The following is a 23,698-nucleotide window of genomic DNA, read 5'->3' as shown; positions in this document are numbered from 1 at the left end:
GCGGTCGCGCAGCCTTGACCGGCGCCGATGCTCCCATATCAGCGACAGCGGCTTCAAGGCATGTCGACGCTTCGTTCTTCGATCCCGGACTGCTTCGGCGGTTCGGGATTACCCGTGTCGGCGACGTGACCGGCCTCGATATTATCGGCATTCCCGTCTGGTTCGCGGCCCGGCCCAATTCGCGCGGGCTGTCCGTCTCGCAGGGCAAGGGGCTTGTCGCGGAACAGGCCCGGCTATCGGCGATCATGGAGGCGATCGAAGGCGCGGTCGCGGAAGAAACCCGCAAACATATCGCCGCCTTCAGCTCCGTTCAGGAGATGCGGGATAAGGGAACTCCTCTCATTCCCTTCGAAACCGTCGGCAGGGTCGATTGCGACGCGCTCGATCCGCGAAAAGAACGTGCCTGGGTGAAGGGCACATCCATTCGCCGGCAGGGGGAGGTTTTTGCGCCTTACGAACTTGTCGGCATGGATTTCCGGGTGGATTTTCCATGGGACCGGCAGGCCTTCCGCATGAGTTCCCAAGGGCTCGCGGCGGGGTTCGACCATGACCATGCGGTCCTCCATGCCCTGCTCGAACTCATTGAAAACGATGCCTGCTTTCTCGTCGACACTTTCGAGACGCGCACCATCGCACCGCGACCGGTCCTCATTCCGGCGGGCGTCGATCCTTCCTTCGAAGTTCTTGTTCAGCACCTGTCGGATATCGGCCTGCCGCCGTCCTTCTTCGACATGACGAATGGGCTTGGCGTGCCGGTGGCGATGGCAAGCCTGCCCCGGTCGCTTCAGGCGCAGGACGGGCCAGCCACCCGCAGCGCCGCCGGGGCCGCCTGCCGGCCTGATATCCATGGCGCTGCGATTGCAGCCTTGCTGGAGGCGATCCAGTCGCGATTGACCGATATCAGCGGCGCGAGGGACGATCTTTCCCCTCTCCGCTACCAGCGGGATATGGTTGCGGCCGGGACTTCGGCCTCCGGCGTGCAGCCGATGGAAAGGGTGCCGGCCAATCTCGATTTTATATATGACGCGCCTTCGCCGCCATGGCACCAGCTTGCGACGCACCTGTTCGCCGCCGGCATCGAGGATATCTATGTCTTTCCGCTGGAAACGGAGGTATCCGGCCTGCATGTGGTGCGGGTTCTGGCAAGCGGCCTTGCTCCGGCCGGCGGCGGCCTGCAACACATCTCGCAGCGCACCCTCGATCACCTGCTGACCGTCGGAGGCCTCGGATGAAGCCGGTGGTTTTTGCAGGCCCGTCCATCCACGGCATCGCAGTCGAGCATATATCCGGTCTCGATCTTCGCGGTCCGGCCGCCTGCGGCGATATTTTCGATGCGGTTCGGCAAGGTGTGGGGACAATCGGGCTGATCGACGGGCTTTACGGCGATTGCGCCGCCGTCTGGCACAAGGAAATCCTGTTTGCACTGGCGAGCGGCGTTACCGTTTTCGGCGCCGCCAGCATGGGGGCGCTCAGGGCGGCGGAATGCGCCCCCTTCGGCATGATCGGCATCGGCGAGATTTTCGAGGTCTATCGCGACGGGCGGCGTTTTTCCGATGCCGATGTGGCGGTGAGCCATGCACCCGGCGCCCTCGATTACCGCCCGCTGACAGTCGCGCTGGTCGATGCCGAGGCGACGCTTGCCGCCTGCCGCGATACGGTCGCTCCAGAGGAATATGACGCGCTCACCCGCGCTGCCAACAATCTGCATTTTACCCGCAGGACATGGCGCGCCGTCGCCGCGGAAGCGGGCCTCGGCTCCGAGACGGCAAATCTGCTCGCGGCCAATGCGGTTTCCATCAAAAGAAACGATGCGGCAAGGCTTCTGGCAACGCTCACGGGAGAAACGTTGCCATCCCCACCGCCGCCATCATGGAAGCTTCAGAATACGATGTTTTTCCAGCAATTGGCAGCAAGGCAGGCGGCAGGGGACAAAAGGTCTTGAGCGCCATCCAGCCCCTGCCTCTGATGCCCGATTGCGGCGGGCTGATCCGCACGATTGCGCTCGCACTACCCGCCGCTTTTTTTGCGGAAAACAGGGCCACTGACACTGTTTCACCGCTCATTCCAATCGGAAACCTGCTCTCGGCCCTGCCCGCAGATATCACCGCTTTTATCGTGACCGATCAAGCCAGTCTCGCGTCAGCGCGAGACTGGCTCGGCAGCCTGCCAGCCTCCTGCGGCACCGAGCTGATACCCCTTGCCGGAAATGACAGCGTTTCGCATCCTTGGATACAGGACATCTTCCATGTGCGTGCGGTTGATCCCGCGACAGAATTCGTCCTGGTGGCGGAGAAGGCCATCGGCGTCAGCCTGGCCGAATATCTGGGAGCGGCAACCACGCATGCGGATGTCGCCTTGGCAGGCGGCAACCAGCTTGTCGGCCCGGATTTTCGGCTGGTGGGCCATGCCAGCCTGCAGGATGACAGGGGGATAGGAAGGAATGCGGCCATCCCTTCGCAGCGGTGGCGAAAAATTCAGGCTCTCGACGGCAGAAACATCTTCAGTTTCGGATATCGGCCGGAAGATCTCGGCAAAGTCCCGGTCTCTTCCGATTTTTCCGCGATGCAAACTTGCGGAGCGGAGATTGCCGGCAAAAAAATGCACCAATGCGGCTTCCACGTTGACCAGTTCGTTTCAGTCACCGGTCTGAGAAGCGGCGGCCGGCCGCTATTGCTCGTTGCCGACCCTGTCGCGCATGGCGGATGCAATGCCCGCGCCGCAACCGAGCTGAAACGAAAACTGGACGCCTCGGCACTTTGGCTCGCGCGACAGGGCTTTGCGATAGAACGAAATCCCATCCCGCTTTCGCCGGCCATCGACACCAACAAATGCCTGCCCAGACTTTACAACAATGTCCTTCTTGAAAATGTCATACGTTCCGGTCAGAAACGGCCATTCGTCTGGGTTCCGCATTTCGGCGATACCGAGTCGCTGGAGGAATTCGATGCAATGAACCGAGAAATTTGGGACAGAATGGGCTTTCAGACCATCGGCGTGGCCGGATGGAACCATCTTTCCAGCCGCAACGGCGCGTTGCGTTGTGCAACAAAAATAATAAATCGCGGGCCGGACACGCGATTATGAACGAAAAATCGTGCAATCTCGTCAATAAAGCGTCATAATACCCGTGGAAATTGTGTTGAATGTATACCTTCAACGATATTAATTGATCATCGGATTTAGGAACCTCAACCGGAGGAATTTGTAATGCACGCCAAACTACCCAGCCCGATCGACGTCCATGTCGGCGCACAAATCAGAATGCGCCGCAAGTCGCTCGGCATGAGCCAGAGTGCACTGGCCGGGCGATTGGGCATCACCTTCCAGCAGGTCCAGAAGTATGAAAAGGGTGCCAATCGTGTCGGCGCGTCCCGTCTGCAGGCCATTGCGTCGATTCTCGGCGTTGAGGTCAGCTCCCTGTTCGCCAATGCCACGCCCGATGGCGACCCCGCCAATCCGGCCCTTGGCACGATCAATGCCATGCAGACCTTCGTGGCCTCGAATGAAGGCTTCTCGCTCAACCAGGCCTTTTCGCGCATCAAGAGCGCCGCTGTGCGCAGAAGCATCGTCGCTCTCGTTACATCGCTCGCCGCCACTGAAGCGGCGGAAAATGCCGCCGCGCCGGCGGACAAAAACGACGATTGACGCAGGTGTGACGCTCGCGTGACGCTCGATGTGGTCGAAAATGAACAACGCAACATCATCGCGTTTTCATACTGTCGACTGTCGAGAGGGAATCATGGCGGCGTCTACCACAGATATACTTGAACAGGACAATGCAGACGAGATTCTGGCGCTCGGGCGGATGGTTTCCTATCTTTGCCAGCGCTCGAAATCTCTGGAACTGGGCATGTCGACCTATTTCCTTGAGATGGCATTGTTGTCGCTGGCCCAGGACATCAATCAGCAGGGTCTGCCGCCGGTAAGCGCAGAGCTGAATGTCGGCGCCTTCGCTCAGGCCGATCTGCATTGAGCGCTTTCGCAACGGCCTAGATTGGCCGGGATTGAGCGTTTCCATACCGATCTCCAGTCGCAGCCCGAAAACGGTCTCTCTGCCTGTCCGGCTGGCTCCATCCTCCCGGAGAGGCATTCATATGCCCTCCCCCAAATTTTTCAGGCGTAAGCCATGATGGAGGCCCGGTTCTCGCCGGGCCTCCATTCATATCAAAGCACCGCGCGTCGAAGCTCGGCAGCGGCGGCGACCATGTTGACCAGAGCGGGCCTCACTTCTTCCCATTTACGGGTCTTCAAGCCGCAATCCGGATTGATCCAGAGCTGCCGGTCGTCAAGCTGCTCTCGCGCCAGCGCCAGAAGATCGACCATTTCTCCAACCGCCGGCACGCGCGGCGAGTGGATGTCATAAACGCCGGGACCGATCTGGTTCGGGTATTTGTAGGTCCGAAACGCATCCAGCAATTCCATCTTCGAACGCGAGGTCTCGATGGAGATCACATCGGCGTCCATGGCAGCAATGGCATCGATAATCTGGTTGAATTCGGAATAGCACATATGCGTGTGAACCTGAGTGCGGTCGCGCACGCCGCTGGAGCAAATGCGGAAGCATTCCACCGCCCAGCCGAGATAATCCTGCCAGTCCCGGTGCCGAAGCGGCAGTCCTTCACGAAGAGCCGCCTCATCGATCTGGATCATCTGCGCGCCGGCTGCTTCGAGATCATTGACCTCATCGCGGATGGCAAGCGCGATCTGGCGGCATGTAAGGCTTCTGGCGATATCGTCGCGCACGAAGGACCAGTTGAGGATCGTCACCGGCCCGGTCAGCATGCCCTTGACGGGTTTGTCGGTGAGCGACTGCGAATATTCCCACCAGCGAACCGTCATCGCTTTCGGACGCGACACATCGCCGAAAATGATGGGCGGGCGCACATAACGCGAACCGTAACTCTGCACCCATGCATGCTGGGTGAAAGCGAAGCCGGAAAGCTGTTCGCCAAAATATTGCACCATGTCATTGCGCTCGAACTCGCCATGCACAAGAACGTCGAGACCGATTTCCTCCTGCCAACGAATGGTCGCTTCGGTTTCCTTCTCCAGGAATTTTTCATATTGCGCATCAGTCAGCGCGCCCTTGGAATGTGCCGATCTGGCCTTGCGCACCTCCGGCGTCTGCGGGAAGGAGCCGATGGTCGTCGTCGGGAAAAGCGGCAGCGCGATGGCCTGCGACTGCACTTTCTGCCGCTCGGCAAACCGGCTCGCCCGCTTCCTGTCGGCCTCGCCAATCGTCGCAATACGCTTCTGCACGGCGGCGTCCGTTACCTTCGGTGAGGATGCGCGCGCGGCAACGGCCTTGGAGGCAGCCGCCAGTTCCGTCGCGACAGCAACCTTGCCCTCACCGAGAGCCTTGCCGAGCGTGGCAAGTTCGCCGAGCTTCTGGGTGGCGAAGGAAAGCCAGCTTTTGAGATCGGCATCGAGGCCGGTTTCCAGTTCGAGATCGACCGGGACATGCAGCAGCGAGCAGGAGGGCGCGATCTGAAACGCCGCCGCACCGCGTGCCGCGATGGCGGGTTCCAATCGGGTAATGATTGCAGCGAGATCAGCGCGCCAGATGTTGCGGCCGTCTATGACACCCAGCGACAGGACGCGATTTTCCGGCAACGCTTTTAACGCCGCCTCCAGCGCATCGGGTGCTCGCACCAGATCGATATGAAGGCCCGCGACCGGAAGCGACGCGACGGCTTCGAGATTGTCCTCAAGCCCACCGAAATAGGTGGCGAGCAGGACTTTCAGATCCGGCGCGGCCTTCGACAAAGCCTGATAGGCCACGGCCAGCGCGTGACGCTCCCCCTCGGAAAGATCAAGCACGGCGACCGGCTCGTCGATCTGGACCCAGTCCGCACCGGCCACGCGCAGGCGACGCAGCAGCTCTTCATAGACGGGCAGCAGCCTCGCCAGCAGATCGAGCGGCTTGAAGGCTGCCTCGCGCGCCTTGGCGAGTTTCAGGAACGTGACCGGGCCGAGAATGACCGGACGCGTATGGATACCGAGCGCTTTCGCCTCAAGGAAGTGGTCGACCGGCTTTTGCGAGGTGAGCACGAAGTGCTGATCCTCTGAAACCTCCGGCACCATGTAGTGATAGTTGGTGTCGAACCATTTGGTCATTTCCAGTGCCGGAACGCCCTGACCATGATGCGAATGTCCTTCATGCCCATGGCCGCAGCCTGCATGCCCTTCGCTCTGGCTGCCGCGCGCCATGGCGAAATAGGTGGAGAGGGAAACATCTCCACCCGCCCATCCATAGAGGGATGGAATGGCGCCCACCATCACGGCTGTATCTAGGACATGATCGTAAAGGGAAAAATCGTTGGACGGGATATGGGTAATCCCCTTCCCACGCTGAAGCGCCCAGTTTTCGGCGCGCAGCCTGGCTGCGGTTTCGAGCAGTTCCGTCTCGGAAATCTTGCCGGACCAGAAGCCTTCAAGCGCGAACTTCAGTTCACGATGGCGTCCGATCCTCGGAAAACCGAGCGATGCGACTGGAATGGTCTTGTCTGGCATTTTCATACCCCATTTGGTTGTGGGGGCATGGGTAAAGCGGACGCGTGCAGGCCCTGCCTGTGCCGGACCATTGCAGCAACCACCGGGACACCCCGCCCGTGGACGTTATTTTGTCCTGGCAGGTCTCCTGGCTTACGGGTCGTCGCCTTTGTCCGTCTTCCCGGGGTTTACCCCAGTGACGTGTTGGACAAAGGCTCGCCGCTTACAGTTGCGGGGGCAGCTCCGGTCTTGCCGATCGTCGGCGCACCGGATTCCCTCTTAGCTCCGGGATCGAACAAACAAGCCCGGAGAACCATGACACCCGCATTTCTCACCACGGGCGCCACGATGTCAATAGACATAAAGAAATCTTTATATCTTTATTTCACCAAGTTTAGAGCGCCACCGCACCCGGCCCCGGCACCGCACCGGGCGGCACCTTGCCCAGAATGATCATGCCAAGCACCTCGTCCTTGGTGACATCCTGCGTGCGGGCATGGCCCACTACCTTGCCGTTCTTCATCACGAAGACCCGGTCGGCCAGATCGAAGACATCGTGAATATCGTGGCTGATGAGGAAGATGCCGATGCCCTGCCGTTTCAGCTCCTTGACGAGATCCCCCACCTGAGCCGTTTCCTGCGGGCCGAGTGCGGCGGTCGGCTCGTCCATGATGAGGATGCGGGCATCGAACAGAATGGCGCGGGCGATGGCGACGGATTGCCGCTGGCCGCCGGACAACGCCTTCACCGGCTCCTTGAACCGCCGGAAATTGGGGTTGAGACGCCCCATGACTTCGCGGGCGGAAGCCTCCATGGCGACATCGTCAAGCGTGCCCCATTTCGTCTTCAGCTCGCGGCCGAGATAAAGATTGGCGGCCGCATCGACGTTATCGGCCACGGCCAGTGTCTGGTAGATGGTTTCGATGCCATATTTCTTGGCATCGCGTGGATTGCGGATATCGGCATCCTCGCCATTGATGAGAATATCGCCGCCATCGCGCCGGTAAGCGCCGGAGAGGATTTTGATAAGGGTCGATTTACCCGCGCCGTTGTGGCCGAGAAGGGCGACCACCTCACCGGGGAAAAGATCGACAGAGGCGTTTTCCACCGCATGGATACCGCCAAAGGAAATGGAAATATTGCGCATTTCCACGAGGGGCGTGACTTGGTCCGTCATAGGAGTTCTCCTCGGTTCTTACTTGGCGCGGGCGCGGTAGATGGTGTCGAGCCAGACGGCGACGACCAGGACCACACCGACGACGATGCGCTGGAAGGGCGTATCGATGCCCACTAGCACCATGCCGGATTGCAGCGACTGCATGACGAGCGCGCCGAGCATCGCACCCGCTATGGTTCCGACACCGCCGGCAAGCGAGGTGCCGCCGATGACGGCCGCCGCGATGGTGTAAAGCTCATCCAGTTCGCCCTGGGCATTGGTGGCCGCGTTGAGGCGGGCGGTCGAAATCGCCGCCGCGATGGCGCACAGAACGCCCATCAGCGTGAAGATCTTCACCGTCACCCAGCGGGTCTTGATGCCGGCGAGTTCGGCCGCTTCCGGATTGCCGCCGATGGCGAAGACATAACGGCCGAAACGCAGCCGTGTGGCGATGAAAGTCATGACCGCACCGACGGCGAGCGCCATCAGCACCGGAATGGCGATGCCATGCGAAATGAACAGACCGCCTTCAGGCCAGGCGATGCCATTGGCATCGGCATAGTTGCGGGCGATGTTGACCGGCCATGGATAGCTGTTGACCACCGCCACGAAACCGATGACGACAAGGCAGCCCAGCGCGGCCAGAAAATATTCCGCCCAGACGGGCCGCAACGGAAAGCCGAAACGGCGGCGCTGATGGCGGGAGTTCAGGATGGCCGCAATGATGGCGACGCAGGCGATGACAGCGGCGATCCAGCTCCATGTCGCGCCGATCGAACCGCTGGTGCCGCCGCCCATCAGGCGGAAGGTGGAATCCATCGGCGCCACGGTGCGGCCGCTGGTGATGAACCAGGTACCGCCGCGCCAAACGAGCAGGCCGCCCAGCGTGACGATGAAGGACGGCACGTTGAGGAAGGCGATGATGGAGCCCTGCAACATGCCGATGGCGCCGCCGACGAGAATGCCGACCATAAGCGTGACGATCCACGTGGCCCAATGTTCGAAGCCGAGGATCTGCGGCAGGATTTCCGCCTGCATGACACCCATGATCATGCCGGAAAAACCGAGGATCGACCCGACCGACAGGTCGATATTGCGGGTGACGATGACGAGCACCATGCCGGTCGCCATGACGGCCACGGACGCGGTCTGCACGGAGAGGTTCCAGAGGTTTCGCGGCGTCAGGAACAGCCCGCCGGACAGGATATGAAATCCGATCCAGATCAGAAGAAGCGCACCGACCATGCCGAGCAGTCTGGTATCCAGCTCGGTGGCGTTGATGAAGCGCGTTATCGAGCCTGTTTTTTCCGTCTTTTGCGACGCTGTAGTATTGGACTGGGTCATATCGGCCATGAACTGCCGGTGCTCCTCACATCTTAGAGCGTTTTCGCTTTTTTCTGGCGCATTTCCGGACGGAAAACCGGGGCCTACTTTTCCTAGAAATGCTCTAAAGGCGCCGCGCCATGAACCATGGCGCAGCGCCCGAACCGGGACCTATTCGATCAATCGCAGGCTTTGACCGTTTTAGCCTTCACGCCCTGGCAGGCCGTTTCCTTCTTGATCCAGCCAGCGTCGATGACGACGTTCAGATTGTCCTTCGTGATGGCGATAGGCTTGAGGAAGACCGACTGCATCTTCACTTTTTTCGGACCGCCTTCAAAGGTGGAGACACCCTTGATCTCGGTCATCTTCTTGCCGCCGGCCAGTTCCAGCGCAATGCCAGCCGCTTCCTTGCCAAGTTCACGGCTGTCCTTCCAGACCGACACCGTCTGCGTCCCGAGCGCGACGCGGTTCAGCGCGGCGAAATCGGCATCCTGACCGGAAACGGGAACCGAACCTGCCATGCCCTGCGCGGCGAGAGCGGCGATTGCGCCGCCGGCCGTGCCGTCATTCGAGGCGACGACCGCATCGACCTTGTTGTTATTCTTGGTCAGGAACTGTTCCATGTTCTTCTGGGCATTTTCCGGCTTCCAGCCATCGGTATAGGCTTCGCCGACATTTTTGATCTTGCCGCCGTCAATGGCCGCCTTCAGCACTTCCTGCTGACCGGCGAACAGGAAGTCCGCATTCGGGTCGGAAGAAGAGCCCTTGATGAAGACGTAATTGCCTTCCGGCTTCACCTTGAAGACTTCGGCAGCCTGCAGACGGCCGACTTCCTTGTTATCGAAGGTGATGTAGAAGGCGTTCTGGTTTTCGATCAGGCGGTCGTAACCCACGACCGGAATGCCCTCGGCAACGGCCTTTTCAACGGCCGGGCCAATCGCGTCGCTGTCCTGCGCCAGAATGATCAGCGCATTGGCGCCCTGCGAGATCAGCGATTCCACGTCGGTCAACTGCTTTGCGGCGGATGATTGCGCGTCGGCGGAAATGTATTTCGCGCCGGCCTTATCGAGCGCCGCCTTGATGGCTGCCTCATCCGTTTTCCAGCGTTCTTCCTGGAAATTCGACCAGGAAACGCCGACGACGAGATCGGCCGCAATAGCGGCAGTATGCAGGGAAACGAGTACGGCTGTACCCGCCAAAAGCTTGGCAAAAGAATTCATGATGTCCTCCCGGTAAGGGCGAAGCCCCACACCTCCATGCAGGAAAAACGCCCGGAAAAAGCTGCCGGTCTCTGTGGTTTCACAATTTTCTCGACAGTCGAGAAAATTAATGTCAGAGATTCCCCATGCTGTCAACAACGGCTGCGGGCAGCATCCGGGTGCCTTGATCTTCGCTCTGGCATGCGCCATCAGAGTGGATCAGCACGACAGGAAAAAGGCCGTTCAGGGAGCATGCCCCAGCCCATGTCCGCCATTGCAAGTACGGAACTGGTGCGCCAGAAAAACAGCCTGTCGGTGATGGCGGCGCTGCGCCTGCACGGCAGCCTTTCCCATACCGACATGTCGTCCTTCACCGGGCTTGCCTCCGCAACCGTCTCCGCCATCACCACCGAGCTTGAGCGGGCCGGTCTCATTCTGCGGAAAGAGCAGCTCGCGACTGCCGGCCGCGGCCGGCCACGCATTCTCTTCGGCCCGCGCGGCGCTTTTTGCCATGTCGCCATCGTCATCATATCTTCCGACAGCGTGCAATATTCGCTGGTCGATTATGCCGGCAAGCTGGTGGACCGCTTCACCGAACAGAGGATTACAGCTGAAAAAGGCACATTCGGCGGCGCGATCCTCGCTGGCCTCGCAAGACTTGCCGATCGCTCGCGCATCGACCGTCACGATATCCTCCAGGTGTCGATCAGCAGCAAGGGGCTGGTGGATGCGGCCACGGCAACGCTTGTCTGGTCGCCGGTTCTAGGTGACGAAAGGATTGATTTCCACCGGCTCGTTTCCGGGGATGGGCGCATTCGCGTGACGCTGAACAACGAGACGCTGCTGGCCGCAAAAGCCATCTGGATGCGGGAGCAGGCACGGGAAAACTCAGCGCCGGAAGCCCTCGTCACCCTGTCGCTCGGCCACAGCATCGGTCTTGGCATCGCCCGCTCGACGGGCGACGCAATCGATGTCAGCGCCCCCAATTTCGGCCATATGCTGCATCTGGCCGACGGCGCACTGTGCCGTTGCGGCACCAAAGGCTGCATCGAGGCCTATTCCGGGTTTTACGCCATCCTGCGTTCTGCTTTCGAAGCCCCGCCGCAGGCGGAACCGGCGAAATTCGTACCGATCGCCGAGGTGGACAAGATCGCCGCCTCGGCCCGCAACGGCGCGCGCATGGCGCGGTTCGCCTTCCGCACCGCCGGACTTGCGCTCGGTAACGGTCTTTCACGCCTCTTCAGCCTGCATGGCCATATGCCGGTCTTCATCACCGGCCCCGGCACCCGCTATTTCGATCTTCTGGAAAGCGGCCTGCGCGAGGGTCTGGCGCAATCGCAGGCGGTGCGTTTCGGCGGCATGCCGAAAATCGCCATAGCGCCTAACGAACCGGAACTGGTGTTCGAAGGGCACATGGAACACGCCCTTTCAGCTGCAGACGATTATATCCTGAGCGCCGATGGCCCGGAGAGGCCGGTGAGGAATTACGGGAGCTGACGGGGCAACCGGCGGATTTTCAGGCCCGCTCCGCCACGGCCTCGGCCTCTTGCCCGCCACAAATCAGCACAGCAACGAAGTCATCGAGATCAGCGGCCTCATCCTTGCTGAGGCGCAGGCCCTGTTTCGTGCGCCGCCATAGAATGTCCTCGGCCGCGCAGGCCCATTCGTGCTCAACCAGCCAGCGCACCTCGCATTCATAAAGCGTGCCGCCGAAATGCCGGCCGAGGCCGGAGACATCGGTGGCGCTGCCCAACAGTTCCGCCGCCTTGGTGCCGTAGTTTCTGACAAGTCGCTCGGCATGGCGTCCGTCAAGGAAGGGATAAAGGGAGACGAGCGCCCGCACCTGCGTCTCATATCTCTCAGCGCCGAAATCGCCGCCCGGCAGGTGAGAGCCCGCCGTCCACGGCTTGCCCTTTTCACCAATCGCCGCACCGATCTTTTCCAGCGCATGTTCCGCCAGCCGCCGATAGGTGGTGAGCTTGCCGCCGAAAATATTGAGGAGTGGCGCCTCACCCGCTGTCTCTTCAACCTTCAGCACATAATCGCGCGTCGCCTCCTGCGCTTTCGATGCACCGTCATCAAAAAGCGGGCGAACGCCGGAATAGGTCCAGACGATATCTTCCGGCCGGACCGGTTCGCTGAAATAGTCGCTGGCCGCGTTGCAGAGATAGGAAATCTCCTCCTCAGAGATGCGAACGCTGGCCGGATCGCCCTTGTAATCGCGGTCCGTGGTGCCGATCAGCGTGAAATCGCGCTCATAGGGAATGGCGAAGATGATGCGGTTATCAGGGTTCTGGAAGAAATAGGCGCGCGGATCGGAAAACTTCCTGCGCACGATGATATGGCTGCCCTGCACGAGCCGGACATTGTGCACGTCGTTGCGGCCGAAGACGCCGGAAAGCACCTTGTCCACCCAGGGACCGGCGGCATTCACCAGCATACGCGCCTTGTGCGTGGCCGCGCGTCCGGTTTTTTCGTCCAGCGTCTCGATGAGCCACAACCCGCCTTCGCGCCGTGCGGAAACGACGCGTGTGTGGTTCATGATCGTCGCGCCGCGATTGGCCGCATCGCGCGCGTTGAGGACCACGAAACGGGCATCATCCACCCAGCCGTCGGAATATTCGAAAGCTCTGGCGAAAGCCGGCTTCAGCGGCTTTCCCGCCGGGTCCTTGCGAAGATCAAGCGTGCGGGTCGCCGGCAGAAGCTTGCGGCCGCCGAGATTGTCATAAAGAAACAGGCCGAGCCGGACCATCCAGGCCGGGCGCACGCCGCCTTTCTGGATGGGCAGGACGAAACGCATGGGCCAGATGACATGCGGGGCCATGGCCCAGAGGATTTCCCGCTCCATCAGCGCTTCGCGCACCAGACGAAACTCGTAATGTTCGAGATAACGCAGGCCGCCATGAATGAGCTTGGTGGCGGCGGAAGACGTGCCGGAAGCGAAATCGCCCTTTTCCGCAAGCGCGACGGAATAGCCCCTGCCGACGGCATCGCGGGCAATGCCGCAGCCGTTGATGCCGCCACCGATGACAAAAAGATCGAAAATATTCTCGCCGGACATAGAGCCTCCACGACAGCGTCGGGGGATCGCACCCCCATCGTTGAAAGACAATTGCCATAAAAACGAAAACAAAACGAATGTCAAAAGAAAACAAACGAAACACGTTCCGGCAAAGGCGAACGGCCGCTGCGCGCCGTCCTCCGTATGGCCAGCCTCTTACGGGGTCTGTGTTTCAGCCGTATGTCTGGGAAACCTGCTCAAGCTCATAGAGCACGCCGCCCATATCCTTCGGATGCAGGAAAAGAACGGGATTGCCATGCGCGCCGATCTTCGGCTCGCCGTCCCCCAGAATTCGAACGCCCTTTTTGACGAGATCGTCGCGCGCCGCGACAATGTCAGGCACTTCAAAGCAGAGATGATGCGTGCCGCCGCCCGGATTTCTCTCGAGAAAAGCGGCAATCGGCGAATTTTCGCCAAGCGGATAAAGAAGCTCGATCTTGGTATTGTCAGCCTGAATGAAAACCACCGTCACGCCGTGTTCGGGTAGCGATTGCGGTTCCGAGACATCTGCGCCCAACAGCCTGTATCGGGCAATGGCGGCTTCGAGATCGGGCACCGCGATGGCGACGTGATTCAATCTTCCGAACATGGCCGTCTTTCCCTCACGCGTTCCGCCTGATGCCTTCTAGCAGGTCGAGCACCTTGTTCGCAGCATCCATGACATTGGTGCCGGGGCCGAAAATCGCCGAGACACCGTGGTCGAGCAGGAACTGATAATCCTGCCGTGGAATGACGCCGCCGACGACGACGATGATATCTTCCGCGCCCTTCTGTTTCAGCGCCTCGACCAGCTGCGGCGCCAGCGTCTTGTGACCGGCGGCGAGCGACGACATGCCGACCACATGCACCCTGTTCTGGACGGCAAGATCGGCCGCTTCAACGGGTGTCTGAAACAGGGGGCCGGCCAGCACATCGAAACCTATATCGCCGAAGGCGGAGGCAATGACCTTCGCGCCGCGATCATGCCCATCCTGCCCGAGCTTGGCGACCATGATGCGCGGCTTGGTGCCGATCCTCTCAGCCACACCGGAAAGCCGGGCGGCGAGCGTGGCAAGTTCCGGCTCGTCCTTATAGGCCTCGCCGTAAATATCGCTCACCACCTCCGGCACGGCGGCATGGTCGCCGAAGGCCGCACGCAGCGCATCGGAAATCTCTCCCACCGTCGCGCGGGCGCGGGCGGCGACAACGGCGGCCTCGAGAATATTGCCCTTGCCGCTGCGGGCGATCTCGGAAAGTGCTGCCAAGGCGGCGGTCACGTCCTTGCCATCGCGGCGGCGGCGCGTTTCTTCGATGCGGCGGATTTGTGCGGCCCGCACGGCGGCGTTGTCGATATCGAGAACATCGATATCCTCTTCATTTTCCAGACGGTAACGGTTGACGCCAACGATAACCTCCTCGCCCTTGTCCACCGCCGCCTGCCGTCGCGTTGCCGCCTCTTCGATCAGCCGTTTCGGCAAGCCTTCCGCCACCGCCTTGGTCATGCCGCCAAGCGCCTCGACCTCCTCGATCAGCGCCCAGGCCTTCTCTGCCAGTTCGTCAGTCAGGCTTTCGACATAATAGGAGCCGGCCAGCGGATCGACGACTTTTGTGACGCCGGTTTCGTGCTGAAGGATAAGCTGGGTATTGCGGGCGATGCGGGCGGAAAACTCCGTCGGCAGGGCAATCGCCTCATCGAAGGAATTCGTGTGCAGCGACTGCGTGCCGCCCAGCACGGCGGACATGGCCTCGAAAGCGGTGCGGACGATATTGTTATAAGGGTCCTGCTCCTGAAGCGAGACGCCGGACGTCTGGCAATGGGTGCGCAGCATCAGCGACGACGCCTTCTGCGGCTTGAACTCCTCCATGATGCGCGACCAGAGCAGGCGCGCGGCGCGCAGCTTGGCAGCCTCCATGAAGAAATTCATGCCGATGGCGAAAAAGAACGACAGGCGGCCGGCGAAATCATCGACGTTCAGTCCCTTGGCCAGCGCCGCCCGCACATATTCGCGGCCATCCGCCAGCGTGAAGGCCAGCTCCTGCGTAAGCGTCGCGCCCGCTTCCTGCATGTGATAGCCGGAAATGGAGATGGAATTGAATTTCGGCATCTCCTTCGCCGTATATTCGATGATGTCGGCAATGATCCGCATCGAAGGTTCCGGCGGATAGATATAGGTGTTGCGGACCATGAACTCCTTGAGGATATCGTTCTGAATGGTGCCGGAAAGGGCGGCGCGGGGCACACCCTGCTCTTCCCCCGCAACGATGAAACTGGCGAGCACCGGAATGACCGCGCCATTCATGGTCATCGACACCGAGACTTTTTCGAGCGGAATGCCATCGAACAGGATTTTCATGTCCTCGACGCTGTCGATCGCCACGCCCGCCTTGCCGACATCGCCCTCCACACGCGGATGATCGCTGTCATAACCGCGGTGGGTGGCAAGATCGAAGGCAACGGAAACACCCTGCTGACCGGCGGCGAGCGCCTTGCGGTAAAAGGCGTTCGAGGCTTCGGCCGTGGAAAAACCGGCATATTGGCGGATGGTCCAGGGCCGCCCGGCATACATGGTGGCGCGCGGGCCGCGCGTGAAAGGCGCAAAGCCCGGCAGGCTGTCCAGATGGGAAATCTTCTGAAGATCGTCAGCGGTATAGAGCGGCTTCACCTCAATGCCTTCGGGTGTGTGCCAGACGAGCGTTTCCGGTGAACGCTTCAGCTCTTTCTCGGCAAGCTGCAGCCAATCCCGCGCCGTTTTTTCACCCGACATGCATCTCTCCCCTTCTGCATTTCATTTTAGCACTGTGGCCGGTGATCGTGACAAAAATCGAACGATCCGCCCGCCGGGCCGACCCCGTAAACCGCTCCGGCCCACATGCGTTCCGGAAAAACGGCAGCGGCATCACTCGAATTCGAGGATGACTTCATCCACCGCGAGGCTGTCGCCCGGTTTTGCCGCCACTCTGGCAACGCGGCCGCGTTTTTCCGCGCGCAGGATGTTTTCCATCTTCATGGCCTCCACCGTCGCGAGCGCCTGCCCGGCCTCCACCTCATCGCCCTCACCCACCGAAATGCCGGTGATGACGCCCGGCATAGGGCAAAGCAGCAGTTTCGATGTATCCGGCGGCAATTTTTCCGGCATTAGCAGCGCCAGTTCCGCCACACGCGGGCTGCGCACATGGGCACGAATATCCATGCCGCGCCAGCGCAGGCGGATCGCAGCACCTGCTAGCTCGACCTTGGCGGCGATAACCTCACCCGCGACCGTGAAAAGGCCAAGGCTCTCGCCGGGAAGCCAGCTGGTATCGACGGTGAACGCCGCCCCGTCTTCAAAACGGACCGCCGTACCATCCGTGCCGGTTTCAACGCTAACCCTGTGGCGGGATGCGCCAAACGACACCACCCATTCCTGACCGACGATGCGGCGGTGATTGCCGATGGTGCCGGAAATTTCGACTGCGCGGCGCTGTAGCCGCTGATGGATGATGGCGGCGATGGCGGAAAGCTGGCGCGCCGTGGCCTCATCCGGTTCCACGCCGGAAAATCCCTCCGGAAATTCTTCCGCGATAAAACCCGTCGTCAGGCGGCCGGCGCGGAAACGCTCATGCTGCATGACAGCCGACAGGAAGGGCAGATTATGGCCAATGCCTTCCACCTCGAAACGATCCAGCGCCTGCCCCATGGCGTCGGTGGCGGCCCCGCGATCCTTGCCCCAGGTGCACAGCTTGGCGATCATCGGATCGTAATACATCGAGATTTCGCCGCCTTCGAAAACGCCGGTATCGTTGCGGATAACCGTTCCGTTCTCCTGCGCACCCTCCTGCGGCGGGCGATATCGCGTCAGCCGGCCGATGGAGGGCAGGAAGTTGCGATAGGGGTCTTCGGCATAAAGCCGGCTTTCAATCGCCCAGCCGTTCAGTTTCACATCCGCCTGTCCGAAAGAAAGCTTTTCACCTGATGCCACACGGATCATCTGTTCGACCACATCGATGCCGGTGATGAGTTCCGTTACCGGATGCTCCACCTGCAGGCGGGTGTTCATTTCCAGAAAGTAGAAATTCCTCTCGCCATCGACGATGAATTCCACCGTGCCGGCCGAATGGTAACCGACGGCTCTCGCCAGCGCCACGGCCTGCTCGCCCATGGCTTTGCGGGTGGCTTCGTCCAGAAAGGGCGATGGCGCTTCCTCGATGACCTTCTGGTTACGGCGCTGGATCGAGCATTCACGCTCACCCAGATAAAGTGTGTTGCCGTGCTTGTCGCCCAGCACCTGAATTTCAATGTGGCGCGGCTGGGTGACGAATTTCTCGATGAAGATACGATCATCGCCAAAGGAGGATTTCGCCTCGTTTTTCGAGGACTGGAAACCCTCGCGCGCCTCGGCATCGTTGAAAGCGATGCGCATGCCCTTGCCGCCGCCGCCGGCCGAAGCCTTGATCATGACGGGATAACCGATCTGCGAGGCGATCCTCACCGCCTCATCCGCATCCTCGATCAGCCCCATATGGCCGGGGACGGTGGAAACACCCGCTTCCGCGGCCAGTTTCTTGGAGGTGATCTTGTCGCCCATGGCCTTGATGGCGCCAACAGGCGGACCGATGAAGGCGACACCCGCCTTTTCCAGCGCCTCGGCGAAGGCAGCATTTTCCGACAGGAAACCGTAACCGGGATGGACAGCATCCGCCCCGGTCTTCACGATTGCCTCAAGAATCCTGTCGATGACGATATAGGACTGAGACGAGGGGGCCGGGCCGATATGAACGGCCTCATCCGCTTGTCTCACATGCAGCGCATTGGCATCCGCATCCGAATAGACCGCGACAGTGGCGATGCCCATCTTGCTTGCCGTCTTGATGACCCGGCAGGCAATCTCGCCGCGATTGGCGATGAGGATTTTCTTGATCATGCGGTTATTCTCCCCTCGCATCGTCATCGTCGTCGCGGAATTTCTTTTCATAGGGCATCATCAGGATCGCCGAGGCGGTGGCGGCCGCGCCGAACAGGGATGCAATGGGCATGACGACCAGCAGCACGGGCACGACCGGATTTGCCGCACGGCCGATGCGCGCGCCCAAACCGCCAATGTCGAGAAAGATCAGCGCTGCACCGACGCAGACGCCGATCAGCACGCCAACTGCCGCATTGAGCGCCATGAAACGCAACATCTGCCGGTGATCGAGCCGGGCGGCTTCCGGCGTCATCCTGGGTTTGAGCTTGCGGTTGCCGGGCTTACGAGCACCGCCGCCACGCCGCTGCCTTAGCCAGCGATGCAGCCAATCCATATCGATCTGAAATATGCCGACACCCATTTCGCCTCCCTCCTCCATTACCAAACGTCAGCCCGTCACCCATCGCTCTCCGCTGAGGAATCCTCGAACTGGGTCAAATAGGCAAAGGGCACGGCGTCCGTCAGCCAAACGCCGTTGTCGGCTTGGTAGAAATTGCAGCCATCCGCAAACATCCGGCAGGCATCGACAATCAGGACCACAGGTTTTCCATGCCGTTGTCCGACGGTAATCGCAGTCTTCCGGTCAGCGGAAAGATGAACCTGCTGCCTTTCCCCCGGACGCAAGCCTTCCCGCAGAATGGAATCGAGAAAGCGGGTTGCCGTACCGTGAAACAATTGCGGCGGCGGCTCGACTGGCGGCCGGCCAAGATCGACCTTAACGGAATGCCCCTGCGCCGCCCGGATGCGGCGGCCGTCTTCCGACAACGTGAAGCGCTTCTTGTCGCTTTCTGCGACGACCGAAAAGAGGCCTGCCTCATCGAGCGGCGTGCCGCTCGCATTCGCTTTTGCCAACAGATCTGCGACATCCGCCCAACCCTGAGCATCCAGGGTCAGGCCGATGCTTTCAGGCGCATGGCGCAGAACGTAACTCAGAAATTTGCTGGTCGCTGTCGACATCGAATTTCATTCCCCGTTGGCGGATGACAGCACACTCAAATCTCGAAAAAATTCTCGAAGGATTCCGGGAAGTTCTGCCGGGCGACACGTTCGTCAATGACAAGCATCGCCTGATAGGAAAGCGGGTCGAAATTCTTCTCCGCCGGCACCACCTCGCGGCCGAAGAGCAGGTTGAGGCGGGCGGCGTCGAGATTGCCGCGCTCGAAGGGCTCGGCACCGAAATGGTGCCAGAGCGAATGCAGGAAGGCGGCATCGATGCGATGCTCCTTGGTGTCGTTGCGCGCCCGGCGGGGTATCATCTTGATAGGCGTTACCCCTTTGGGGTTGGCGCGGCGGATGGTGAACTGGACACCCGTGCTCGGCATGCCGGAGGGAAATCCCTTGTGTTTGGTCATTTCGGGCAGGTTCGCCATCTTTTGTCCTTCCAGAACATTTCCAGTGAAAGCTGCCTTGCTTTTACGTCCGGAAATGCGCCAATTCAAATAGTTAGAGCGCTTTTGGCGCTCTAATCTTTCGTTACGCCCTGCCGATCTTGTCCTGCGTCTTCGTCTCGAAGTCGGAGGCATCGTGGCGTTCATGCAATTGTTCGGACGGATCGCCCGAGGTCTTGTTGACGATCACGCCACGCTTGACCGCCGGGCGTTCGCCGATTTCGAGCGTCCAGCGCATGACGTTTTTGTAACCGTCCGCCTCAAGGAAAGCACCGGCATCGCCATAGGCCTGACCGAGCGCGATCTTGCCGTACCACGGCCAGACGGCCATGTCGGCGATCGTATATTCCGAACCCGCCAGGTAGCGGTTCTCGGCCAGATGCCGGTCCAGCACGTCGAGCTGGCGTTTGACTTCCATGGCGTAGCGGTCGATGGCGTATTTGATCTTCACCGGCGCATAGGCATAAAAATGGCCGAAACCGCCGCCGAGGAAGGGGGCGGAGCCCATCTGCCAGAACAGCCAGTTCAGCGCCTGCGTGCGGGCATTGCCCTCTTTCGGCAGGAAGGCGCCGAATTTTTCCGCGAGGTAAACGAGAATGGAGCCGCTTTCGAAAACGCGCGTCGGCTCAGGCGTCGAATGATCCATCAGCGCCGGAATCTTGGAATTCGGATTGACGCCGACGAAACCGGAACCGAACTGGTCGCCTTCGCCGATCTTGATCAGCCAGGCATCATAGTCTGCGCCCTTGTGGCCGGCAGCCAGCAATTCTTCCAGCATGATGGTGACCTTCTGGCCATTCGGCGTCGCCAGCGAATAAAGCTGCAGTGGATGCTTGCCGACGGGAAGTTCCTTTTCGTGGGTCGGGCCGGCGATAGGCCGGTTGATATTGGCGAACTGGCCGCCATTGCCCTTTTCCCAGGTCCAGACCTTGGGCGGTTCATATCCGGCGGGGAAATTATCTGCGGAGGAATTTTCGGCCATGAAAATGTGTCCTTGTGCGTTTCGGGAGGACATCCGGACATCCGGGCGCCTGAACAAACATATAGTAAGGTGGCCGAAGCATTTTTCCAGCCCTGCAGCAGATCAGAGCGGAATGGTGTCGTGTTTCTTCCAGCGGGTTTCCACGTTCTTGTTACGCAGCGACGCAAACGCGCGGGCGATGCGGCGGCGTGAGGAATGCGGCATGATGACCTCATCGATGAAACCGCGCTCCGCCGCCACAAAGGGGTTGGCGAAACGCTCTTCGTATTCCTTCGTGCGCGCGGCGATCTTTTCCGGATCGGCAAGCTCGGAACGATAGAGAATTTCCGCCGCCCCCTTCGCGCCCATCACGGCGATTTCCGCCGTCGGCCAGGCGTAATTCACATCCGCGCCGATATGTTTCGAGGCCATCACGTCATAAGCGCCGCCATAGGCCTTGCGGGTGATCAGCGTCACCATCGGCACCGTCGTCTCCGAATAGGCGAAGAGAAGTTTTGCGCCGTGCTTGATGACGCCGCCATATTCCTGCGCGGTTCCCGGCAGGAAACCCGGCACATCCACCAGCGTCAGCAGCGGAATATTGAAGGCATCGCAAAAGCGCACGAAACGCGCCGCCTTGCGCGAACTGTCTATATCGAGGCAGCCGGCCAGCACCATCGGCTGGTTGGCGACGACGCCCACCGTCTGGCCTTCGAGGCGGATGAAGCCGGTGATGATGTTGCGGGCAAAGGCCTCCTGCAACTCGAAGAAATCGCCCTCATCGGCCAGCGCGTGGATCAGTTCCTTCATGTCATAGGGCTTGTTGGAACTATCAGGGATCAGCGTATCAAGACGTGCTTCCAGCCGCGCCGGATCGTCGTGGAACGGCCGCACCGGCGGCTTTTCGCGGTTGTTGAGCGGCAGGAAATCGAACAGCAGCCGCACATGTTCCAGCGTTTCGATGTCGTTTTCATAAGCGCCGTCGGCGACGGAGGATTTTTTCGTGTGGGTGGAGGCTCCGCCCAGTTCCTCAGCCGTAACGATCTCGTTGGTCACGGTTTTGACCACATCCGGCCCGGTCACGAACATGTAGGAGGTATCGCGCACCATGAAGATGAAATCGGTCATGGCCGGCGAATAAACCGCACCGCCCGCACAAGGCCCCATGATGACAGAGATTTGCGGCACGACGCCGGAGGCGACGACATTGCGCTTGAACACATCGGCATAACCGCCGAGCGAGGCCACGCCCTCCTGAATGCGCGCGCCGCCGCTGTCGTTGAGGCCGATCACCGGCGCGCCGTTGCGCACCGCCATATCCATGATTTTGCAAATCTTCTGGGCATGGGTTTCCGAGAGCGAACCGCCAAGCACGGTGAAATCCTGCGAAAACACATAGACCTGCCGGCCATTGATGGTGCCCCAGCCGGTGACGACACCGTCACCCGCCACCTTCTGCTCCGCCATGCCGAAATCCACCGCGCGGTGGGTGACGTACATGTCATACTCTTCGAAGGAACCTTCATCCAGGAGCACGTCGATACGCTCGCGCGCCGTCAGCTTGCCTTTGCCATGCTGCGCCTCGATGCGCTTGACGCCGCCGCCGAGCCGCGCCTCAGCGCGCCGCGTTTCCAATTGCTCCAGAATGCCGGGCATGTTTCCTCCATGCGTTGTGCCACGATCAATAGCCCAGAAAACATTCGCCAAGAAGCCTTGATCGTGCGCGTATGCGTGCCATAAATATTTGCAATGTTTAATTTTGCAAAGTTGCAACATGGCGACGGAAAAACTCTTTATCGGCCGTAAGGTTCGCGGCCTTCGCGAAAACGCCCGCGCCACGCAGGCGCAATTTGCCGAACGGCTGGGCATTTCCGCGAGTTACCTGAACCAGATCGAGAATAACCAGCGCCCGGTTTCGGCCAGCGTTCTGGTGACGCTGGTGGAAAAATTCCAGCTCGAAATGGCAGAACTCGCGACCGGTGAAAGCGACCGGCTGGTTTCCGCCGTGCGCGAGGCGCTGAAAGACCCGCTGTTCATGAATTACGAACCGGGGCTTCAGGAGTTGAAGCTGATTGCCCAGAACGCGCCGGGTTTTGCCCATGCGCTGCTACGTGCCCATCAGGCCTATCGCCAGAACAGCGAGCAGCTGGTGCAGCTGGATGACCGGCTGGGCCGCGGCACCGCACAGGTGGAAAGAACCCCCTATGAGGAGGTGCGCGATTTCTTCCACTTCGTCGACAATTACGTTGCCGAGATCGATCTTCTGGCCGAGGAGCTGGCGGAAGAACTGGAGATTGAAGGCGGCGAGACCTATGGCATTCTGGCGGCGCATCTGAAGAGCCGTTACGGCATCCATATCACCCGAACCGAGGCGGCAGGCGGTCTGATCCGGCACTTCGATCCTGCCGGCAAGACCCTTGCCCTCAGCTCCTACATGGCCGCGCCGACCCGCTGTTTTCAGCTTGCATTGCAGATCGCCCAGCTTCACGCCGGTCCAACGGTTGACAGGGTGCTGGCCGACGCCGGTTTCCGCAATGCGGAAGCCGCGGAAATCTGTCGGATCGGGCTGCACAATTATTTTGCCGCAGCCCTCATCCTGCCCTATGGGCAATTTCACCGGGCGGCGCAGGAACTGCGCCACGATCTTGAGCTTCTGGCCGTTCGTTTCGGCGCGAGCCTTGAGCAGGTGGCCCACCGGCTGAGCACCTTGCAACGGCCGGGCATGAAAGGTGTGCCGATCTTTTTCGCCAAGATCGACCGCGCCGGCAACATCACCAAACGCCACAGCGCCACGCGGCTGCAATTTGCCCGTTTCGGCGCGGCCTGTCCGCTGTGGAATATCCATCAGGCTTTCGAAAGCTCCGACAGGATCGTGAGGCAATTGGCGGAAACGCCGGATGGCGTGCGCTATCTTTCCATCGCCACGCAGATCGAAAAGGCTGGCGCCGGTTTCAACACGGAGAGACCACGTTATGCCATCGCGCTTGGCTGCGAAATTTCACACGCGCAGAATTTCGTTTATGCCGATACGCTCGATCTCGGCAATGCGGCCTCCTTCAAACCGATCGGCATTTCCTGTCGGGTCTGCGAGAGGGTGGATTGCGTGCAACGCGCCGTGCCGCCGCTGAAACGCAAGCTGCATTTCGATCATCTCTCGCGCGGAGTGCTGCCCTACAGTATCGCCGATTTTTAACCC

The 23,698-nt window shown here is 60.5% G+C and carries 20 protein-coding genes and 1 riboswitch; of the genes, 7 read left to right on the top strand and 13 right to left on the bottom strand.

What is annotated here, in order from left to right; all coding sequences use genetic code 11:
- Positions 1-14: 14 nt before the first annotated feature.
- From BTE54_RS17660 to BTE54_RS17640, 5 genes are all read left to right on the top strand, one after another.
- Positions 15-1,232: a YcaO-like family protein gene (locus tag BTE54_RS17660; protein WP_245316636.1), complete on the top strand. Its 1,218-nt coding sequence runs from the start codon at positions 15-17 to the stop codon at positions 1,230-1,232.
- Positions 1,229-1,942, top strand: coding sequence for a TfuA-like protein (locus BTE54_RS17655; protein WP_078053357.1), 714 nt, complete (start codon positions 1,229-1,231; stop codon positions 1,940-1,942). The genes BTE54_RS17660 and BTE54_RS17655 overlap by 4 nt, the downstream gene beginning before the upstream one ends.
- Positions 1,939-3,084: a hypothetical protein gene (locus BTE54_RS17650; protein ID WP_078053356.1), complete on the top strand. Its 1,146-nt coding sequence runs from the start codon at positions 1,939-1,941 to the stop codon at positions 3,082-3,084. The genes BTE54_RS17655 and BTE54_RS17650 overlap by 4 nt, the downstream gene beginning before the upstream one ends.
- Positions 3,085-3,207: 123 nt before the next feature.
- Complete coding sequence (locus tag BTE54_RS17645) at positions 3,208-3,645, top strand: helix-turn-helix transcriptional regulator (RefSeq protein WP_003520859.1); 438 nt, start codon at positions 3,208-3,210, stop codon at positions 3,643-3,645.
- Positions 3,646-3,739: 94 nt separating this feature from the next.
- Positions 3,740-3,973, top strand: coding sequence for a hypothetical protein (locus tag BTE54_RS17640; RefSeq protein WP_065657079.1), 234 nt, complete (start codon positions 3,740-3,742; stop codon positions 3,971-3,973).
- A gap of 191 nt (positions 3,974-4,164) precedes the next feature.
- Here the strand turns inward: BTE54_RS17640 and metE are convergent, their stop codons facing one another.
- From metE to xylF, 4 genes are all read right to left on the bottom strand, one after another.
- Positions 4,165-6,513, bottom strand: a complete 2,349-nt coding sequence (gene metE / locus BTE54_RS17635; protein WP_078053514.1) for a 5-methyltetrahydropteroyltriglutamate--homocysteine S-methyltransferase — start codon at positions 6,511-6,513, stop codon at positions 4,165-4,167.
- A 99-nt stretch (positions 6,514-6,612) separates the two neighbouring features.
- A riboswitch (cobalamin riboswitch) is annotated at positions 6,613-6,825 on the bottom strand.
- A gap of 61 nt (positions 6,826-6,886) precedes the next feature.
- Positions 6,887-7,669, bottom strand: coding sequence for an ATP-binding cassette domain-containing protein (locus BTE54_RS17630; RefSeq protein ID WP_078053354.1), 783 nt, complete (start codon positions 7,667-7,669; stop codon positions 6,887-6,889).
- 18 nt (positions 7,670-7,687) lie between these two features.
- Complete coding sequence (locus BTE54_RS17625) at positions 7,688-9,001, bottom strand: sugar ABC transporter permease (RefSeq protein WP_078053353.1); 1,314 nt, start codon at positions 8,999-9,001, stop codon at positions 7,688-7,690.
- A 149-nt stretch (positions 9,002-9,150) separates the two neighbouring features.
- Positions 9,151-10,191 carry a D-xylose ABC transporter substrate-binding protein gene (xylF, locus tag BTE54_RS17620; RefSeq protein ID WP_065657077.1) on the bottom strand — a complete coding sequence of 347 codons (1,041 nt, stop codon included), beginning with the start codon at positions 10,189-10,191 and terminating at the stop codon, positions 9,151-9,153.
- Positions 10,192-10,434: 243 nt separating this feature from the next.
- Here xylF and BTE54_RS17615 point away from each other — a divergent pair, with 243 nt between their 5' ends.
- Positions 10,435-11,667 (top strand): ROK family transcriptional regulator, encoded by a 1,233-nt coding sequence (locus BTE54_RS17615; protein WP_198939180.1) that lies wholly within the window; start codon positions 10,435-10,437, stop codon positions 11,665-11,667.
- A gap of 19 nt (positions 11,668-11,686) precedes the next feature.
- On the opposite strand, the gene BTE54_RS17610 is transcribed toward BTE54_RS17615, so the two are convergent.
- The 9 genes from BTE54_RS17610 to BTE54_RS17570 form a co-directional block, all read right to left on the bottom strand.
- Positions 11,687-13,231: a glycerol-3-phosphate dehydrogenase gene (locus BTE54_RS17610; RefSeq protein ID WP_078053351.1), complete on the bottom strand. Its 1,545-nt coding sequence runs from the start codon at positions 13,229-13,231 to the stop codon at positions 11,687-11,689.
- Between the two features lie 172 nt (positions 13,232-13,403).
- Complete coding sequence (gene mce / locus BTE54_RS17605; protein ID WP_078053350.1) at positions 13,404-13,820, bottom strand: methylmalonyl-CoA epimerase; 417 nt, start codon at positions 13,818-13,820, stop codon at positions 13,404-13,406.
- A 13-nt stretch (positions 13,821-13,833) separates the two neighbouring features.
- Entirely contained in the window at positions 13,834-15,975 is a 2,142-nt protein-coding gene (scpA, locus tag BTE54_RS17600) for a methylmalonyl-CoA mutase (RefSeq protein ID WP_065657073.1), read from the bottom strand.
- Between the two features lie 132 nt (positions 15,976-16,107).
- Complete coding sequence (locus tag BTE54_RS17595) at positions 16,108-18,111, bottom strand: acetyl/propionyl/methylcrotonyl-CoA carboxylase subunit alpha (RefSeq protein WP_078053349.1); 2,004 nt, start codon at positions 18,109-18,111, stop codon at positions 16,108-16,110.
- 4 nt (positions 18,112-18,115) lie between these two features.
- The gene (locus BTE54_RS17590; protein ID WP_174036970.1) at positions 18,116-18,514 is read right to left on the bottom strand and encodes a hypothetical protein; all 399 of its coding nucleotides are present in this window, start codon (positions 18,512-18,514) and stop codon (positions 18,116-18,118) included.
- A gap of 35 nt (positions 18,515-18,549) precedes the next feature.
- Positions 18,550-19,110: an RNA 2'-phosphotransferase gene (locus BTE54_RS17585; protein WP_078053347.1), complete on the bottom strand. Its 561-nt coding sequence runs from the start codon at positions 19,108-19,110 to the stop codon at positions 18,550-18,552.
- A 35-nt stretch (positions 19,111-19,145) separates the two neighbouring features.
- A complete protein-coding gene (locus tag BTE54_RS17580; protein WP_003520841.1) occupies positions 19,146-19,523 on the bottom strand; it encodes a hypothetical protein in 378 nt (125 codons plus the stop codon).
- Between the two features lie 103 nt (positions 19,524-19,626).
- Positions 19,627-20,523 carry a glutathione-dependent disulfide-bond oxidoreductase gene (gene yghU / locus BTE54_RS17575; RefSeq protein WP_078053346.1) on the bottom strand — a complete coding sequence of 299 codons (897 nt, stop codon included), beginning with the start codon at positions 20,521-20,523 and terminating at the stop codon, positions 19,627-19,629.
- Between the two features lie 102 nt (positions 20,524-20,625).
- On the bottom strand, positions 20,626-22,158 hold the full coding sequence (locus BTE54_RS17570) for an acyl-CoA carboxylase subunit beta (RefSeq protein ID WP_078053345.1): 1,533 nt from the start codon (positions 22,156-22,158) through the stop codon (positions 20,626-20,628).
- 118 nt (positions 22,159-22,276) lie between these two features.
- Here BTE54_RS17570 and BTE54_RS17565 point away from each other — a divergent pair, with 118 nt between their 5' ends.
- On the top strand, positions 22,277-23,695 hold the full coding sequence (locus BTE54_RS17565) for an XRE family transcriptional regulator (protein WP_078053344.1): 1,419 nt from the start codon (positions 22,277-22,279) through the stop codon (positions 23,693-23,695).
- Positions 23,696-23,698 lie beyond the last annotated feature (3 nt).

Origin of the sequence: Agrobacterium sp. YIC 4121 (assembly GCF_002008205.1) — a bacterium.
Classification (GTDB): domain Bacteria; phylum Pseudomonadota; class Alphaproteobacteria; order Rhizobiales; family Rhizobiaceae; genus Agrobacterium; species Agrobacterium leguminum.
The sequence above is the reverse complement of the archived record's forward strand: the minus strand, read 5'-3'. Positions and strand labels throughout refer to the sequence as shown.